9 protein-coding genes are annotated in these 17,748 nt (G+C 55.8%); 5 read left to right on the top strand and 4 right to left on the bottom strand.

Going from position 1 to position 17,748, the window contains the following annotated elements; all coding sequences use genetic code 11:
* Nucleotides 1-108 precede the first annotated feature (108 nt).
* From H6F57_RS03465 to H6F57_RS03485, 5 genes are all read left to right on the top strand, one after another.
* A complete protein-coding gene (locus tag H6F57_RS03465) occupies nt 109-3,195 on the top strand; it encodes a CBS domain-containing protein (protein WP_190624699.1) in 3,087 nt (1,028 codons plus the stop codon).
* Entirely contained in the window at nt 3,188-4,273 is a 1,086-nt protein-coding gene (locus tag H6F57_RS03470) for a response regulator (protein WP_190624700.1), read from the top strand. The genes H6F57_RS03465 and H6F57_RS03470 overlap by 8 nt, the downstream gene beginning before the upstream one ends.
* Nucleotides 4,274-4,491: 218 nt before the next feature.
* The gene (locus H6F57_RS03475; RefSeq protein WP_190624701.1) at nt 4,492-4,812 is read left to right on the top strand and encodes a pentapeptide repeat-containing protein; all 321 of its coding nucleotides are present in this window, start codon (nt 4,492-4,494) and stop codon (nt 4,810-4,812) included.
* Between the two features lie 23 nt (nt 4,813-4,835).
* Nucleotides 4,836-5,735, top strand: a complete 900-nt coding sequence (locus H6F57_RS03480; RefSeq protein WP_190624702.1) for a hypothetical protein — start codon at nt 4,836-4,838, stop codon at nt 5,733-5,735.
* A 783-nt stretch (nt 5,736-6,518) separates the two neighbouring features.
* Nucleotides 6,519-8,831, top strand: coding sequence for a nitric-oxide reductase large subunit (locus H6F57_RS03485; protein ID WP_190624703.1), 2,313 nt, complete (start codon nt 6,519-6,521; stop codon nt 8,829-8,831).
* A 338-nt stretch (nt 8,832-9,169) separates the two neighbouring features.
* Here H6F57_RS03485 and H6F57_RS03490 read toward each other — a convergent pair whose 3' ends face one another.
* The 4 genes from H6F57_RS03490 to H6F57_RS03505 form a co-directional block, all read right to left on the bottom strand.
* The gene (locus tag H6F57_RS03490) at nt 9,170-10,921 is read right to left on the bottom strand and encodes an EAL domain-containing protein (protein ID WP_190624704.1); all 1,752 of its coding nucleotides are present in this window, start codon (nt 10,919-10,921) and stop codon (nt 9,170-9,172) included.
* Complete coding sequence (locus H6F57_RS03495) at nt 10,900-15,039, bottom strand: PAS domain S-box protein (protein ID WP_190624705.1); 4,140 nt, start codon at nt 15,037-15,039, stop codon at nt 10,900-10,902. The genes H6F57_RS03490 and H6F57_RS03495 overlap by 22 nt, the downstream gene beginning before the upstream one ends.
* 203 nt (nt 15,040-15,242) lie before the next feature.
* A complete protein-coding gene (locus H6F57_RS03500; RefSeq protein ID WP_190794977.1) occupies nt 15,243-15,464 on the bottom strand; it encodes a hypothetical protein in 222 nt (73 codons plus the stop codon).
* A 267-nt stretch (nt 15,465-15,731) separates the two neighbouring features.
* Entirely contained in the window at nt 15,732-17,660 is a 1,929-nt protein-coding gene (locus H6F57_RS03505; RefSeq protein WP_190624706.1) for an EAL domain-containing protein, read from the bottom strand.
* Nucleotides 17,661-17,748: the final 88 nt, after the last annotated feature.

Consider the following 17,748-nt stretch of genomic DNA (forward strand, 5'->3'; position numbering starts at 1 on the left):
GGGAAGAAAAGGCAGGATCCCCTCAGCTCGGGCGTTGATGTCATTGACGTGACCAACGCGGCCACCCTGCCGTCTTGTCAAGCCCCCCCTCTATCAGCGGTTATAGTCATGCCCAACCTTCAAACCGCAAATTTTGCCCAAAATCACAAACCCGAGGCCCTCTGGTCGCTAGGGACTACCCTGACGATGGTGCCTCAAACCGCTACTCTTCAAGAGGTGATCAGCTACCTGAGCGACGACTCGATTCAGGGGCATAGCTGCGTGCTGGTGGTGCAGGGAAATCAGCTGGTGGGGCTCGTCACCGATCGCGATGCCATTCGCCTAGTAGTCAGCGGAGTGGATCTAAATACCCCGATTCACCAGCGCATGACCAGCTCCCCAACGGTGCTGCCGGTCAACGAAACCATCAGCGCCCTCGATATATTAGACCTTATGCGCCAGCGGCAAATTCACCATGTGCCTCTGGTCGATCACGATCAGCGTCCAGTGCGGTTGATTACCATCGATTCGCTCCAGCAAGCACTCCAGCCCCCCCACGTGCTTAAGCTACAGCGGGCGCAGTCGCGCATGGCATCTATAGTCACCGCCCATCCCACCGACTCAGCTCTAGCTGTCGCGACGCAGCTGGCAGAATACCAGGTTAGCTGTGTTGCCGTGGTTGACCCCACCGCCGGGGTGTTGCTTGGTCTGGTACTGCGGCAGGATGTGCTGCGCTTTCAGGCGCGGCACATCGACCTGGCCCAGCTACCAGTGCGAGCCATGATGCGAGATCCGCAACTTTGCCTCAAACCCGACGATTCGCTCTGGCTAGCCTATCAAGAGATGAGCCAGCACCACCTACCCTGCCTAGTGGTGAGCACCCCTGAGCAGCAGCCCCTGGGGGTGATCAGTCAGTCAGACCTGCTATACAGCCTTGACCTGCGCGAACTGCAAGCCTCTTTTAGCCATTTGTGGCAGTCCTTTAAGCAGTCTGACAGCGAGAAGGTCGAGATCTGGAAAAGCCACAGCTCCGAGCTAGAACGCTTAGTGCAGGGGCGTACCGAACAGCTCGAAGAACAAGCCAAGTGCGATCGCCTGCTCACTACCCTCACCCAGCGCATCCACGAATCCCTTGAAGTGCAAGATGTTCTCTCCACTACGGTGGGGGAAGTACGGCAGCTACTCCAGGCCGATCGCGCCCTAATCTATCGGTTTGACGCCGGCTCCATAGGCACCGTGGCCGTAGAGGCAGTAGTCCCCCCATGGAATTCGCTGCTGGGCCACACCATTGAAGATCACTATTTTGAGCAGCACTGCGCTGAGGCTTACCGCTACGGCCACATCCAGGCGGTCGAAGATATTCAGCGGGCGGGCCTCAGCCCCTGCCACATTGCCCTGCTTGAAGGCCTGCAAATCAGAGCAAATCTGGTGGTGCCCATTGTTTGCAACCACAAGCTCTGGGGGTTACTGGTCATTAACCAGTGCGACAGCTCTCGGCGCTGGCGCGACTGGGAAATTCGCCTAGTGAAGCAGCTGGCGCGATCGGTGGCCATTGCTGTGCGCCAGTCAGAGCTGTACCAAAAGCTCCAGGAGGATATCGAAGCCCGTAAACAGTATGAGCTTCACCTGCAACAGCTGAACGATCAGCTAGAGCAGCGGGTGGAAGAACGCACCGCCTCCTGGCGTCAGGTAACCGAAAAGCTGAGCCAAGAAGTAGACCAGCGTCGCCAGGCCGAGAAGACCCTGTCCCAAATCAACCAGCAGCTTCAGGCTGTACTCGATGCGGTACCCGCCATAGTGTCGTGGGTCAGCGCCGAAGGCCTCTACCTGGGCTGCAACCACCGTCTAGCCACCTCTTACAAGCTCTTACCCACCAACTTTATTGGCCAGCCCCTGGGCTTTTTGGGTGAAGAGTCACCGTTCTGTAGCTTTGCCAAAAGCTTTTTGGCCGGCAGCGACAGCATCGTTCGGCAGGAACTACAGTTTGCGATGAACGGAATAGCTAGCAACTGGCTGCTGGTGGCCCAAAGGTACGACCAGGGCGGCGCAGCGGTGTTTGTGGGGCTGGATATCAGCGATCGCGAGCAGGCTAAAGCTGCCTTACAAACTAGCGAAATTAAGTTTCGCAGCCTGGTCGAGCAGACCAACGACTGGGTCTGGGAAATTGATCGTCAGTTTAGCTTTAGCTACATCAACCCCCGTGCTAGCGAAATTCTCGACTGCCCCGCTGAAGCGATTCTCAACCACTGCTTTACAGACTTTATGGCCGACGACGAGGCAGTGCGCTTTAGCACCATTTTGACGCTGCTGGTGGGCCAGCGCCAGCCCTTCATCCAGCTTGAGGCCACCTGCCTGCGCCCCAGCGGCGAGACCGTCACCCTCGACATCAGTGGCTCGCCAATCTTTACCCCCGAGGGTGAGTTTGAGGGCTACCGGGGCATCACCCGCGACATCACCGAACGCAAGCAGATCGAAGTCAACATTCGCAAAGCCCTCACCCGCGAAAAAGAGTTGAGCGACCTCAAAACCCGCTTTATCGCCATGGCCTCCCACGAGTTTCGCACCCCGCTAACCACCATTTTGGCTTCTGCCGAAACCCTGGAGCGCTACAGCCACAAGTTCACCCCCGAAAAGCAACAAACCATACTCAAGCGCATTCAAACCTCGGTGCATCACATCATTGGCCTGCTCAACGACGTGCTCACCGTGGGCAAAGCCGAAGCGGGCAAGCTGGCTTGCACCCTGGCCCCCATTGACCTGCACCAGTTTTGCCGCGACCTAGTCGAAGAGGTGCAGTTTGCCCAGGTCAGTACTGCCAGCTCCATCGAGTTCAGCACCACTGGCGATCGATTCCAGGTGCTGGCCGACGAAAAGCTGCTGCGACATGTTTTGCTCAACCTGCTCTCTAACGCGGTGAAATATTCCCCCGAGCATACCCCGGTTACCTTTGCGGTGACCTGTGGTGACGGCGAAAGCGTGTTTCAGGTGAGCGATCGCGGCATTGGCATTCCCCCCACCGACCAAGCCCAGCTCTTCGGAGCCTTTCACCGGGCCGACAACGTGGGGAATATCTCCGGCACCGGCCTCGGCTTGGTAATCGCCAAGCGGGCCGCCGAAGCCCATCAGGGGCGCATCTCGTTTGTGAGCAAGGTGGGCCTAGGCACCACCTTCACTGTTGTATTACCCCTTGTTCTGTGGAGTGACCATCATGGCTAAGATTTTGGTGATCGAAGACGAAGCTGGGGTACGCGACAGCATCGTTGACATTCTCAACGCCGAAGATTTTATTGTTGACAGCGCCGCCAATGGCGAGGAGGGCCTGCGCCAAATTCACGAATTTAAGCCCGATATGGTGATCTGCGATGTGATGATGCCCGTGCTCGACGGCTTCGGCGTGTTGAAGCAGATCCGCCAAGATCCCGGCTTGGCCACCCTGCCCTTCGTATTTCTCACCGCCAAAGCCGAACGGGTCGACTTTCGCAGCGGTATGGATCTGGGGGCCGATGACTATCTCACCAAGCCCTTCACCCACGATGATCTGCTGCGTATGATTCACACCCGTCTGGAGGCTAATACTGCTGTGGAGCACAAGACTCAGCAGCAGCTTAGTGCCCTCCGCAGCAGTATTAGCATCGCCCTGCCCCGCGAGCTGGGTGCCCCCATGAAAGAAGTGCTCAAGCTAGCCACCACACTAATCGAAAAGGCCGCGACCCTGGAGCCTGAAGAGATTGTCACCCTGGCCAGGGCTATCCACCGCAATTCTCATCGCACCGCCCGCCTGACCCAAAACATGATGCTGTTTGCCAAGCTTGAGCGGCTTAGCCCTGAGCAGATCTCCGCTGAAACTCTTCAGCACCAGCACACCGATCGCGCCGACGAGGTGATCACCCAGGTTGCCCAGGCGCTGGCCTCCGACTACCTACGCGACGACGACCTAGAGATCTCCCTCGAGCACCTGGCTGTGCCCATGTCTGAAGCACAGCTGCGCAAGGTCTGCGAAGAGCTGCTCGACAACGCTTTTAAGTTTTCTGAGGTAGGTACCCCAATCAAAATATTTGGGTCGTGCGGTGACGGTAAGGTCACCTTCTACGTCATCGACTATGGCCAGGGCATGACCTCTGACCAGATCGCCCAAGTGGGGGCTTATCTTCAGTTTGAACCTGAGTCAGAAGCTACCGGCACTGGCCTGGGTCTCACCATTGCCAAACGCCTGGTCGAGCTGCATCGGGGCAAAGTGCTCATTGAGAGCATTCCTGGTCAGCAGACCATAGTGCGGGTGGCACTGCCCGACTAGCCCCTCGGCTAGTGTCTAAAGGTTTCAGCCCCTACATCTTTTCTGCGCTGAAGTGTCTCTCTCATCATCAGGGCCCATTACATATAAAGGGGAGGTGCGTCTCATGGGCAGCCCAACCCACCTCGTGCATCTAAAGCAAAAAATCGAAACCTGGAACCGTTGGCGCAATGACAACCCAACCATAAAACCCGATTTAAGCGAAGCCTACCTCTGCGCCAGTGACCTCAGCGCGGCTAACCAACAAGGCCGACCTGTACTCCGCCGATCTGTGGGGTGCCGACTTGAGCCATGCCGATGGGCGGGCTGCCAATCTCAGCAGCGCCAATCTGGGCAGCACCAACCTCGCTAGGGCCAACCTGGCCGAGGCCGAGTTGCTGGGTGCTAACCTCAGCCAGGCTGACCTGCGCGGCGCTAACCTGCACCGCGCTAATCTCAGCATGACTAACCTAGCAGGGGCCAACCTCACCGGGGCCGACCTGACTGGGGCCAACCTCAGGGGGCGAAGCTTACTAACGCCGCTCTCACCAACACTCGGCTAACTGGAGCTGATCTGACCGGCATCATGGTCAGCGATGTCGATATTGGCGTGCTGGCTACTCTAGAACACGTGACCTGCGATCACGTTTACGTGCTGTCTTGCGTTGCTCAGGGGGGTAGTGGCGAGACGGCCAACACCTACACCGCTTGCTTTCGCTCAGCCCTGCATCAGTTTTACCAAAGCTTTGTGGAAGTCTGCGAAAACGATGGCCCTCACCACTACCGCATTGACTGGCCACCGTCTGTCAGGGCCGCTGGTCCTGACATCTACTTGCAATCGGTAGAGCTTCAGGGTGATGGCGACCTAATGGTGCGAGTGGGCGTGCCTGGCCTTAAGGCACCCCCACCGCCTACGGCGGAAAAGCCCACGGTGCAGCAATTGTTTAGCACCCTGGGCCGGGGCGAGTTCTATCGCCAGCAGCTGCAAGTCAAAGAAGAGCAGATGGCTACGGTGCAGCGACAAAATGACGAGCTGCTGGAGCTGCTCAAGGCCATGACCCAGCAAAACGTTTACGTTCAGTCTGTTTCTGTAATGGAGAATAACATTATGACTGGTGTATCTAAGTACGACATGCGCGGTGCCAACATCGGTAGCTTTGCCGACACCGTTGAGGCGGGCGGCCAGCAAAAATCGGTGCAGTATAACCAGCACGCGATGGATACAGTCTCTGATTTTGAACTGGTCACTCAGGTGGAAGAATTGCTGCAACAGTTGGCCGACCAGGCGGCCGAGGTGCCCGTCCATAAGCGGCCCCAGGTGGTGAACAACGCCCTGAAGAAAAAAGCTCGGGTTAACCCTGAGTTTAAAGCCCGGCTGCTCAAGGCCCTTGAGGCAGGCAGCGGCGAGCTCATTCGGGTATTCACCCAAAACCCCTACATCAGCATCCCTCTGGCCCTGGTAAAAGGCTGGGTGTCGGTAGCTTAGCTGAAGCTTCTCTCCAGGTACAGGGACAAAAGTTGAATAAGGAGAGCCGCATATTAGGACTGGAGAGGATTTAACAAGCAAAGGGGTTATGTTTTCAGTGTTACTTAAACCTTAGGTCATTACCCCATCAGCACCCTTTTTATACAACAACGCCATTAAGCGCTACAACTTTTTTCCTTGTACTGCAATCAAACCTTAAAAACTGTCGGCGGTTAGACTATGAGCTAGCTCATGAACAGGCTGAGCAGTATCTGTCACACTACGGTTAAACGGGTGAAGTGAATGCCCGTTCACTTAGAAGTAGGTCTGAATCAATGAACTAGTGAAAAATTGCCTAAATCCCTCATTTCATCCTGAGCTTCAGTTTGGTTTAATCTACTTGCTCTACTTATGCTGGTTTGGTGCAGGTTTGTTGATGACGAGTAACCTGCTTAAAGGTCTTGGAGCCCAAGCCTAGTTCTTTCCTATAACTTCTCCAGCCCGATCGCTGAAATCAATGCCAAATCCTGTTTGATAACCCTTCATATTCCTCAGGGAAAAAATGCCATTTGTGCCTACAGTTTGACCTTCGTAAAATCAGAATTATACGGTTCAGATTTAATATGAGATCGTTGCAGAACTGCTTATTGGAGTAATTGTCACAGTGACTCTGTTTCCGGTCCATAGTGAGTAATCTAAGACGTAATGATGAACTTTCTCGATTTATTTTGAATAGGAAAACCGAGCTGAATTGATCACAAATTCAACAATTTTTCTCTTGTTTAAAAAGGCGTTTAAATTATCATGGCAAGTCCATCTCTAAGGGGTGGGGTAAAAGCCCGCTCCCGAATTAAGAACTTTAGTCTACCGGTGTGGCTCATCCTCATCTGTGTGGTTTCCTTCAGCGTACTGCTGGGCGCTGGAGCCGCTATTTCCAAGTATGCTCCGCCTTATCCAGCTACCGTTGAGTCGTCTCAGCACGAGGTGGTTTTTACCGGCGCTGATATCGAAAATGGCCAAGTCACCTACCTGGGTCGGGGTGGTCAGCATGTGGGCAGCATTTGGGGCCACGGCAGCTATTTGGCTCCCGACTGGACAGCGGATGTGCTGCACCGCTGGGGTCTGGCGACCGCTGGGGTGCTCTACGCCAACGATCCCAGCTTTAGCCAGGCCGATCTAGAGGCGCTCAGCACCACGGATCGAGCGATGCTGCAAGCCCAGGTGAGCGAGCAGTTTAAGCCCAACCGCTACGACGCCGATACTGATACCCTACTGCTGACCACCGCCCAAACCCAGGGGCTGAAGCAAGTGTATGGCGACTACCGAGAGCTGCTAGCTCACGGGTCGCGGATTCACTCCATCCCCGATGGCTGGTTTAAGAGTGAGCAGGAGATTCGCGACGTCACCTCGTTCTTTACTTGGACGGCTTGGGCGGCCTCGGCCAATCGGCCCCATGCGCCCTTTTCCTACACTGCCAACTGGCCCCACGATGACCTAATTGGCAACCAGGCCCCAGGGCAGTTTCTGGTGTGGTCAATTGTGTCGGTGATGGTGCTGATCTTTGCGATCGCCCTCTTCCTGTTTGTCTACCTCACCCAGGAGGATGCCGAAGAAGTACAGGTGGTAGCTGCATGCCCGGCTATCCGTCTAGCGACCCCCAGCCAAAAGGTCACCAGTTTATTCTTTGGCGTGGCGATGGCGCTGTTTGGGGTGCAGATTTTGATGGGCATGGTCACCGCCCACTATGCGGTGGAGGGCGACGGCTTCTACGGCATTCCGCTACAGCAGTACCTACCCTACGCAGCCTCACGCACGTGGCACCTGCAACTGGCCGTGTTTTGGATTGCCACCTGCTGGCTGGCGGCGGGCCTCTATTTTGCGCCCCGCTTTGGCAAACAAGAACCGAAGGGGCAAGCGTGGGGCAATGGCGCTCTGCTGGTGGCCCTAACCCTGGTCGTGGTCGGATCGCTAGTTGGTTCCTGGGCCAGTGTGCAGGGCTTTCTGACCGGCGACAATAGCTTTCTTTTTGGCCATCAGGGCTATGAGTATGTAGAGCTGGGTCGCCTGTGGCAAGTGTTGCTGATTGGCGGCATGGTGTTTTGGCTGTGGCTAATGTTTCGCGCGCTGCGCCCAGCGCTCATGAACGAGGGCAGTAAAACTGGGCTGAACCACTTTTTCTTCTACAGTGCGATCACGATTCCGCTGTTCTACGCCTCGGGGCTGATGTACACCAACCACACCCCAGTAAGCGTGGCAGAATACTGGCGCTGGTGGGTAGTGCACCTGTGGGTGGAGGGCTTCTTTGAGGTGTTTGCCACGGTCACCATCGCCTATCTGTGCAGTGAACTGGGCTTTTTGAAAAAGTCTTCGGCGCTGCGGGCCACTTACCTGACCACGGTCCTTTATCTGGGCAGCGGCGTGATTGGTACCCTGCACCACCTTTACTTTGCGGGCACACCTTCCTTTATTGCTGCCATGGGGTCAGTGGCCTCGGCACTAGAGGTGGTGCCCCTGACGCTGATCGGCTTTGAGGTGGTGAAGACCCTGCGGATGTCTGACCAGGCCCAAAACTTTTACCGCTGGCCGTTGCGCTTTTTTCTAGCCACCTGTTTTTGGAACCTGGTAGGGGCAGGGGTATTCGGCTTCCTGATCAACCCACCCATTGTCCTCTACTACTCCCAGGGCCTCAACACCACGCCCATCCACGCCCACAGTGCCTTGTTTGGGGTGTACGGCTGCCTGGCGATCGCCCTGATGCTGTTCTCTCTGCGGGAGATCGTGCCTGATCGTGCCTGGAATGAGAAGCTGCTGCGGTTCTCATTCTGGAGCCTGAATGGGGGCCTGGTGATGATGATGGTCTTGGGCCTGATTCCCAACGGCTTTTACCAGCTCGTGCAGTCGGTCAACTACGGTACCTGGTATGCCCGTAGTGCCGAGGTGATTGGCTCCCCCTGGATGCGGTGGACGGTGTGGCTGCGCATCCCCGGCGACATTGTCTTCACCCTGGGCGCGATCGCCATCGTGCTGTTTACGGTACGGGCCATCTACGCCATCTTCCAGCAGCCGACTCAGTTAGGCAATCCCCAAGCGGGAACAACCGTCGAAGAAGGGCGTTAGAGACAACTACTGTAGCGGGAATGAGCTGACCGCAAACATTTGCCTGAGCAGACTGGGCATTATTTCCCAGGCTGCTCAGGCAGTTTTCTACGCTAGGGCTAGGCTCTCGACCGCTGGGTTTTGAGCGATCTGAGTCTGTATTCAGAGATCACAGGCGATTAAAAGCCTCACTAATTCTGTCTGGTGGTAACCGTCCCTCCGTGAATTTTAAGCTGAGGAGAGGGTCTCCTGGTGGACAGCCCAGACGGTCAAGATAGCAGCTGAAACTCATGGCCTTTGTTCTCGATTCCTTGGCTCGAGATCACTTGCCCGGCTGTAGCAGAGCGATTGGTACCCCCTTAGGCCGCCAGCATGAGGGGGCTATCTCTGCCGTTGAGAAAGCGGGCCTCAATGTCTGCTGCCGGTAGGGGCTTAGAAAATAGATAGCCCTGCCCCAGTTCGCAGTTGAGCTGTTGCAGTCGCTCCAGCTGGGGTTGAGTCTCGATGCCTTCGGCGGTGACAGTTAAGCCCAGCTGCTGGCCTAGGGTAATAATGGTATCGACGACCTTGTATTTAGAGGTCAAGACTTGGATTTGGCTGGTAAACGATTGATCGATTTTGAGGTCATTGACTGAAAACCGGTGCAGATAGCCCAGGGATGAATAGCCCGTGCCAAAGTCGTCGATGCTGATCTGAATCTGCCGCGATCGCAGGGCATCCACCAGGGCAATGGCAGTTTCAGCATTGTCCATAATGGCACTTTCGGTAATTTCCAGCTTTAGCCGGGCGGGATTGATGCCGGTGGCGACCAAAATCTGGTCAATATCGTCGAGCAGGGTGGGGCAGGCGAACTGCCGAATCGACAGGTTGACGCTCATGGTCAGGTCGCTCCAGCCCTGCTGCTGCCAGCGGTGCAGCTGTTGACAGGCCAGCTTCAGAATCAGCAGTCCCGCCGGCACCACCAGCCCGGTGGTCTCCATCAGGGGAATAAACTCGCCGGGGGCGACCAGGCCACGGGTGGGGTGCTGCCAGCGCACCAGCGCCTCTAAGCCGGCAATTTTGAGGGTTTTGAGGTGGACAATGGGCTGGTAATACACCACAAATTCCTGGCGATCGAGGGCGCGCTTGAGGTCATTTTCGAGGGCCAGGCGATCGACCATAATTTGGTGCATTTGCGGGTCAAAAAACTGATAGCTACCCGGCCCCTGCTGCTTGGCCCGGTACATGGCAATGCCAGCGTCCTGGAGGAGTTGCTCGGAGCATGGGTAGTCGCTGTGACCTAGAACAACGCCTAAACAGGCGGTGATAAAAATATCCAGCCCTGACACGGTAAAGGGGGTCTTAAAGCTGTCTAAAATGGTCTGGATGAGCAATTTGATACGTTCTATATCGCTGGTCTGGCGCAGCAAAATACAGAACTCGTTACCCCCCAGACAGGCCAGTAGACCGCCCCTGGGCACCAGCTGCTGGAGCCGCTCTGCGATCGCTCTGAGCAGCTGGTTGCTTAGGGTGTAGCCAAAGGAACCGCTAATCAGTTTGAACTGGTCGCAGTCGAGGTAAATCACTGCAAAGGCTGAATTCTCAGTCTGAAGCAGCTCTGTCAGTGTCTGGTTCAGGGCGGCCCGGCTGGGCAACTGGGTTAAGTCATCTTGGAAAATGATCGTCCGGAGTTGGGCTGTACGTTCCAGCACCTTGGCTTCGAGCTGGGTGTTGAAGGTTTCTAGCTGCCGATACTGCTCCCGCAGCAGTAGCATTGAGCGCACCCTGGCGATCAGCTCTAGCCGGTTGATAGGCTTACTAATAAAATCGTCGGCACCGGCGCTAAAGCAGCGAGCGAGGTCCTGTTTTTCACTCAGGGCTGTCACCATAATGACCGGCAAGGTGGCCCAAGTGGGCGAAGACTTGAGCCGGTGGCAAACCTCAAATCCATCGAGGCCGGGCATCATCACGTCGAGCAAAATCAGGTCGGGTTTCAGGTACTCGAGGGCGGCGATCGCCGCTTCCCCCGTGCTGATGTAGTGCAGCTGATAACCCTGGGCGTCGAGCAGGGCGTCGATGACATCAAAGTTGTTGGGGTCGTCGTCAACGATCAGGATAGTGGCGGATGGCATAGGTCTTCTGGCGGGTTGTGGGGTGGATGGAGTGCGGGGGTGAGCAGGTGCTGAATAGCAGTGGCTAGCTGCTTGAGTTTCAGCGGTCTGCTCATATGCTGGTTAGCCCCGGCCGCCAGGCAGCGCTCGCGAGCGCTCGCCGACGCCAGCGCGGCGAGCGCAATGATTGGGCAATCGGCTAGGTGTGGCTCGTCGCGGATACGGCGAATCGCCTCCAGCCCATCTACCTCTGGCAGTTGCATATCCATCACAATCAGATCGGGATTTTCTGCCTGGGCCAGAGCTATGGCTGCTTCGCCCTGACGGGCTACCAGCAGGCGATAACCCTTAGCGGTTAGGTAGCTGACCACGGAGCTGATCATGGCCTCCTGGTCGCTCGCCAACAGAATTAAGGGGTTTTCATCGGGGATAGCAGGGGCCTCTGGGGTACTGGTGATGGTGGGAGTTGGACTGGCTGTCCATCGACCTGCCCCAGGCTCGTAGGGCAGGTCAATGGTGAAACTGCTGCCGACACCGACCTCACTAATTAGCCCCACCTGGCCACCGTGTAGCTCGGTGAACTGTTTCACTAGGGTGAGGCCTAATCCTGTGCCCGCATACTGGCGGTTGAGGGCGCTATCAATCTGAACAAAGGGTTGAAACAGTCTTTGCTGGTTGTCGGGGGCAATACCAATGCCCGTATCCTTGACGGTAAAACGCATCACGGTCTGGATCGCGTTGCCGTCTTGGCACAACTCTGGCGCGACTGTCAGGCTAACGCGGCCTCCCTCAGACGTAAATTTGACTGCGTTGGCGAGTAGGTTGATCAAAATCTGGCGCACGCGCCGCTCATCGATCACTAGGTCAGGCAGATTGGGGAGAATGCAATCCATGAGCTGAATGCGTTTTTTGTGGGCCTGCTGCTGCACAAAGGTCAGGCTTGAATGGCAGAGAGGAGCAATCGCCGTGGGGGCCATGTGCAGGGTAATCTGACCCGACTCAATTTTGGCCATATCAAGAATGTCGTTGATGAGCGCCAGTAGGTGGGAGGCGCTGGTCTCGACAATGGTGAGAGCCTTGAGCTGTCGCTCGTTGATAGCGCCAAACACCTGCTCTTGCAGCCCCTCAGTCATGCCCAAAATGGCGTTGAGGGGGGTGCGCAGTTCGTGGCTCATGTTGGCGAGAAACTCGTCTTTGAGGCGGGTGGCGCGGAGCAGTTCGGCGTTGGTTTGTCGCAGTCTCTCCTCGGCACACTTGCGATCGGTGATATTCGCCAGGTAGCCAATGACTTCCTGGGGCTCGCCGTAAATGTCGTAGGCCACCCGGGCTTCATCCTGTACCCACAGGTAATGGCCATCTCGGTGCCGAAAGCGATACTCCATGGTGTAGCAACCGCGCTCGACAACGGCAGAAAGACCGACCCAAATGCTGTCGGCCTCGTCGGGATGGTAGTACTCCCGCCAATCGGTAAAGTTGGCAATAAACGCCTCTGACTCGTAGCCCAAGATGTTCGCCATGTTTTGGCTGATAAACGTGGGTCTGTAGTTGCCGGTGGGTTCAACGCTGTAGATAACGGCAGGGCTGGATCCGAGTAAAAAGCCTAGGCGATCGCGCAGGCGCTGGTTTTCGGCTTCAATCCGCTGGCGATCACTGACATCGCGAAAAATACCCTGCACCACCCGAGTTGTCCCCAGAGTAATGGTCGTCGAGGTAATATCTACCGGAATATGTCGGCCATTGGCGTGCAGGATGGGGATGTTCAAAGCCTGAAAATAGGGAGTATCAATAGACTCTTGAAAGAGGACAATGAGCTCTGCCTGGTGGTCCGGTGGATGCAGTTGGGATTGGTGCATCTGGGTCAGCTGGTCGCGACAGTGGCCAAACAGCTCCTCCGCCCGGCGATTCACCTCTAGAATATGGCCCTTCATATCGGCCACCACGATGGCATCGCTGGCACCCTCCATCAGGCCCCGATAGCGGGCTTCGCGTTCCTCTAAGGCAGCGGTGCGCTCGGCCACCTGCCGCTCTAACGATTGGTTGAGTTCCTTGAGCTGACGTTCGGACTGTTTGCGATCGCTAATATCGCGTACTAGGGCCAACACCTCATCGTCTCTGTAGGGCACCACCCGCACTTCTTCAATCTGAAATTTCTCTGCTGTGGATAGATCTTGCTCATAAAACTGAATGGCTTTAGTGGCCAGGGCCTGTTTGATAGCATCGACACGCTGCTGGGCGACCACTGGCGGCAAAGATTCGGTCACATGGGTGCCGACCAAATCTAACAGAGGGCCTATCACGTGGAAGGTAGGGCTGGCGGCAAACTCTAGGTAGATACCATCTTTACTCAACCGCACCAGTAGATCGGGCAGGGCCTTCAGTAGAGCCCTCTGTTGGGCCTCGCTCTGCTGGAGGGCTAGCTCGGTGCGCTGGCGTTCGGCTTCGTCGCGTTTACGCTCGCTGATGTCGCGAATTAAAAACAGCACCTCATCGTCACCGCACTGCACCGCCCGCAATTCTTCTTGCTGTAGGCGATCACCCACCGGAATCTGCTGCTCGTAGGTTTGCACCTCATGAGTCGCCAAAGCCTGGCGGATGGCTTGGAGCTTGAGCTCAGCCAGGTCGGCGGGCAACATCTCCGACACATGGCGACCAATTCGACTCCGGGAGGGAACGACAACATCTAAGGGGTGATTTTGACTTAGCACTTCGCGGTATCGGCCGTCGGCTCCCATGCGGATCAGCAGATCGGGCATGACCGAGAGGATGGCCCAGCTTTGGGCCTCGCGCTTGGCCAGCAGGCGCTCGGCCAAAAGCCGCTCCTGGGCAGAGGCAATGGTCTGAGCCAGCACCTGCACCATCTGCTGAATACTGTCATCCCACACGGCGGATCGGCCCTGGGTGAGAAACCCCACATAACCCACCACTCGAGTCTTGTGAATTAGGGGCACAGACAGCACAGACCCGACGTCAAAACTCTGCCAACTGGTGCGATCGGTGGCGTAGTCGACGGGCAGCGCCCCGACCTGGGGCACGTTGACCACCTCCCGCCGAAGCAGCAGCGCGATCGCCCAGGGAAACGCCGCCGTGGGAATGACATCGGGCGGCTGGCGCACGGTGGTGCAGTCGGGGCGCTGCCACCGGTGGGTGATTTGCATCGTGCCCCCCGGTTGGGTATCGGCGGCAGTCAGGGCTACCACATGACCGTGGTCGGCCTGAATATAGGTACCAATTTGCTCCAGGGCGCGGGTCACCTCGGTGTCAAACTGGGCAGCTCTCGCCTCCACAAAGCGCTGGGTTACTTCTATCATCAGGCGATTGAGGTCGCGCTGGCGGGTTACGGTCAGCTCGGCCTGTTTGCGGTCGGTTATCTCCAGCACCACGCCAAACCACTGCACGTCGCTGTTGGGCAGTCGCTCGGGCTGGCTATGGACCTGAACCCATTTGATCTTGCCCGATGGGGTAACCATGCGCCATTCTTGGTGCACGGGGGCGAGGGTAGCCGCACTGTGGGCCATGGCCGCATCGGCCCTCGCCCTATCCTCCGGGTGCAATAGGGCGGCGATGGCGCTAAAGTCGGCCAGGGCGATCGCAACGGGAACTTCGAAGAGGCTAGCCCCGTTGCTGCTTAAGTAGGTCAGCGCGCGATCACCATTGACCCGCAAAACAGCCGTAAACAGAGTACCCGGCTGGGTCTCTACTAGCTTCTGAAACCGGGCCTCGCTTAGCTGCAAGGCCTGTTCTACCCGCTGGCGATCGCGACGATTTTGGGCTTCCCGCAGCTCCCGACGCATGATCTCTGGCAGGCGAACCAGGTTGTCTTTCATGATGTAGTTTTGGGCACCGACCTTCATCAGGGCCACAGCCTGCTGTTCGCTAAGGATGCCGGAGACGACAATAAAGGGCACATCTAGCCCCTGCTCGCGCATGATGGCCAGCGCTGTTGGGGCATCGAACCCCGGCAGGTTGTAGTCAGAAATGATTGCATCCCAACGGCGAGTCGAGAGCATGTGGCTCAGGTCTGCGGCGGTTTGTACCCGCTCCCAGGCTACCTCTAGGCCATCCCCACGCAGAATCTCAACGATCAGTAGGGCATCATCTTCCGCATCTTCAACGATTAGAACAGTTAAGACTTCAGTCATCTTGTCTCCACAACCTTTGAAGACAACCCACAACCAAATTTTTATCTCTTCCCTTCATGTTTACTACTTTAAGGGGTGTGGCCAAATTAACCCACGCTAATTGCACTTAAGTTTTGCTAGTTATATTTTCAGAACTAGATTATTTTGCGTAATTATATCGAGATAGACGGAGGCATAAAATAGATCATAAAATCTGCTTGGCTCTAATAGAAAATACATCCAAAAATAATCAAAAAGTCAACGCGCTTCAACTTTATATCAACGATTCCAAAAACTTGCCGGATTTGCGAAAAAGCGTATTCAATGAAAACTGAATCAAGTCTACATAAAGACATTAAAGCCTTCCAGATTGGCAAACATTGATTGTTTTCCCGGTTTTTCGTGGAGCTTTGATTTGCTCTTTGAGCATCACGCACCCAATTCACAGCGACATCTCCGTCTCGCCATTCATACGTGTTGCAGATGACTAATTGGTTCGGCCACCTGTTGAGGCAAGTCCCCACACCAAAGGACTTTCCGCCAGCAAAATGTCTTAACGCTCTGCTCACTGGCAACAACATGCATCACACCATGCAATGATGCGTCGGTAGACTAATCTACTTAGTGAAAGTATTACTGTCCTGTTCATAGGCTCAGATCAGGATAAGGAACGATCGCTTATCCCTAGCTAAATTAGATCTCTGACGTCTGCCTTATAAAATTCGCTGCTCAATTGTGCTGGTAGCGTCGTCTGACGTTAGCGGCTTGTCAAACAAATAGCCCTGCCCGCATTCGCAATGCATAGCTACCAATAAATCGTGCTGCGCTGAGGTTTCTACCCCTTCGGCTACCACATTCATGCCCAAAGCGTGAGCCAAGGTAATGATGGCCTGGACGATCGCCATTTTTTCGGTACCGTCTTCTAGTAGCGCAATAAATGATTGATCAATTTTGAGGGTGTCGAACTTAAACTGGTGCAAATAGTTGAGCGATGAGTAGCCCGTACCAAAGTCATCCATGCTGATCTGGAGGCCCAGCTGCTGAAGCTCAGTCAGAATAGCGGTGGCTAGACCAGTGTTGCCAATTAAAACACTCTCGGTAATTTCGAGCTTGAGGCGATCGGGAGCGACCTTAGCCGTTTCTAGACAGGTTTGAATATGCTTGACTAAATTGGGCTGAGAAAAGTTATGGCTGGAGAGATTAACGCTAATGGTTAGGGGCGGTAAGTTGGGCCACCGCTGTTGCCACTGGTGCATCTGTTCGCAGGCGGTCTGCAAACACCACTGATCGATGGCTATAATCAGCCCAGTTTCTTCAGCGAGGGGGATAAACTCTGCTGGAGAAATCATTCCCCGGGTGGGGTGTTGCCAACGCACCAGAGCCTCAAAGCCCACCAGCTTTTGGTCGCTCAAAGTTACAACAGGCTGGTAATAAAGCAAAAACTCTTGGTTCTGGAGGGCTTTGTGGAGAGCGGTTTCGAGCTGAAGCCGAGCCACCATCTGATCGTGCATAGCAGGGCGAAAGCTCAAAATTTGTCCCTTGCCCTGGCCCTTAGCCTGGTGCAGGGCAGTGTCAGCTTCTTGCACCAGCGTTTCAGAGGTAGTACGGGCAGAGCGACTTAGGGAAATGCCCATGCAGCTAGTGAGAAAGACCTGGGTGTGGTTGCAGTCGTAGGGGCGCTCAATCTCGCGCCGTAGTTTGGCGGCGATCGCCTCCGCGCTATCTGAGTCGGGCAGCTGCCGCAGCACAATAGCAAAGGTGTCTTCGCCCCAACGGGCCAAAGCGTGGGTAGGTTTTAGGGCCTGGGCTAGCCGAAAGCCTACCTCTAGCAGCAGCTGATCGCCTGCCTCGTGGCCCAGGCTTTCGTTAATGGTCTGAAACCGATCGATATCCACCAGCACAACCCCGGTCAAGTCGGATGCTGATTCGACGGCTAGCGCCTGGTTGAGCTCTTGCAAAAGGTGCTTGCGATTGGGGAGTCCGGTCAGTGGGTCGTGCAGTTGAAGGTGGTGGAGCAACTGCTCTAGCTGCTGCTGCTGGCCCTGGCTATAGTCGGCCTGCCGCTGAAGCTCAACTAGCTTGACCCCCACCATCAGCTGAGCCGCCATCTGATCCAGGTGAGCCATAATATTTACTGCCCTGGGAGCAAAGGGCGATCGCCAAAACCCCATCAAGTGCCCCCAAAGCTGCCCGTTGTAATGCAGGGGAATGATCCAGCCGTTGTCCATATGCCGAAGCTGTAAACACTGCCTCAGGGCAGGGGGCAGCTGTTGTAGGTCGGTAGCATTAAGATACTGGGGGGATTTCGGGTCAGCCAAGCCCACCGCCCAGTGAAAGTAGCGAGGGCAAACCTCGGGCACAGTGCCCTGGACATGGACTGTAGTTAGCAAGCACTCATCGTCATTAGACAATCGCTGGCTCACTGCTACTACATCTGCGGCGATCGCCCCACCAATCTTGGCCATTGCGGTTTGCAACAGGTCAGACAGGGTTGAGCAGCGCTGGAGATAGGCACCAAATTCAGCGACACAGTGGCGTAGAGGCTGGCTGGGAGCGGTAGTCATGGTAGGCTGACTCGCCGCAGACTCAGCCGAGAGTATGAAGGGAGTACGCTGATAGGCAGTGGTGAGAAACTGTGCCATAGCCTAATAACAAGTAGGTGTACGGGAAAAAGATGTCAGCACCTGGTGAAATAAGGGCGAAAAAAAGCAGAGCAAGATACAACCTATT

It is taken from the genome of Leptolyngbya sp. FACHB-60, assembly GCF_014695775.1.
GTDB lineage: Bacteria > Cyanobacteriota > Cyanobacteriia > Phormidesmidales > Phormidesmidaceae > Nodosilinea.

Bases quoted from the DNA above. Each gene is read 5' to 3' on its own strand.
- H6F57_RS03465 (WP_190624699.1), top strand. From the start codon at position 109: ATGCCCAACCTTCAAACCGCAAATTTTGCCCAAAATCACAAACCCGAG.
- H6F57_RS03485 (WP_190624703.1), top strand. From the start codon at position 6,519: ATGGCAAGTCCATCTCTAAGGGGTGGGGTAAAAGCCCGCTCCCGAATT.
- H6F57_RS03470 (WP_190624700.1), top strand. From the start codon at position 3,188: ATGGCTAAGATTTTGGTGATCGAAGACGAAGCTGGGGTACGCGACAGC.
- H6F57_RS03495 (WP_190624705.1), bottom strand. From the start codon at position 15,039: ATGACTGAAGTCTTAACTGTTCTAATCGTTGAAGATGCGGAAGATGAT.
- H6F57_RS03490 (WP_190624704.1), bottom strand. From the start codon at position 10,921: ATGCCATCCGCCACTATCCTGATCGTTGACGACGACCCCAACAACTTT.
- H6F57_RS03505 (WP_190624706.1), bottom strand. From the start codon at position 17,660: ATGGCACAGTTTCTCACCACTGCCTATCAGCGTACTCCCTTCATACTC.
- H6F57_RS03480 (WP_190624702.1), top strand. From the start codon at position 4,836: ATGGTCAGCGATGTCGATATTGGCGTGCTGGCTACTCTAGAACACGTG.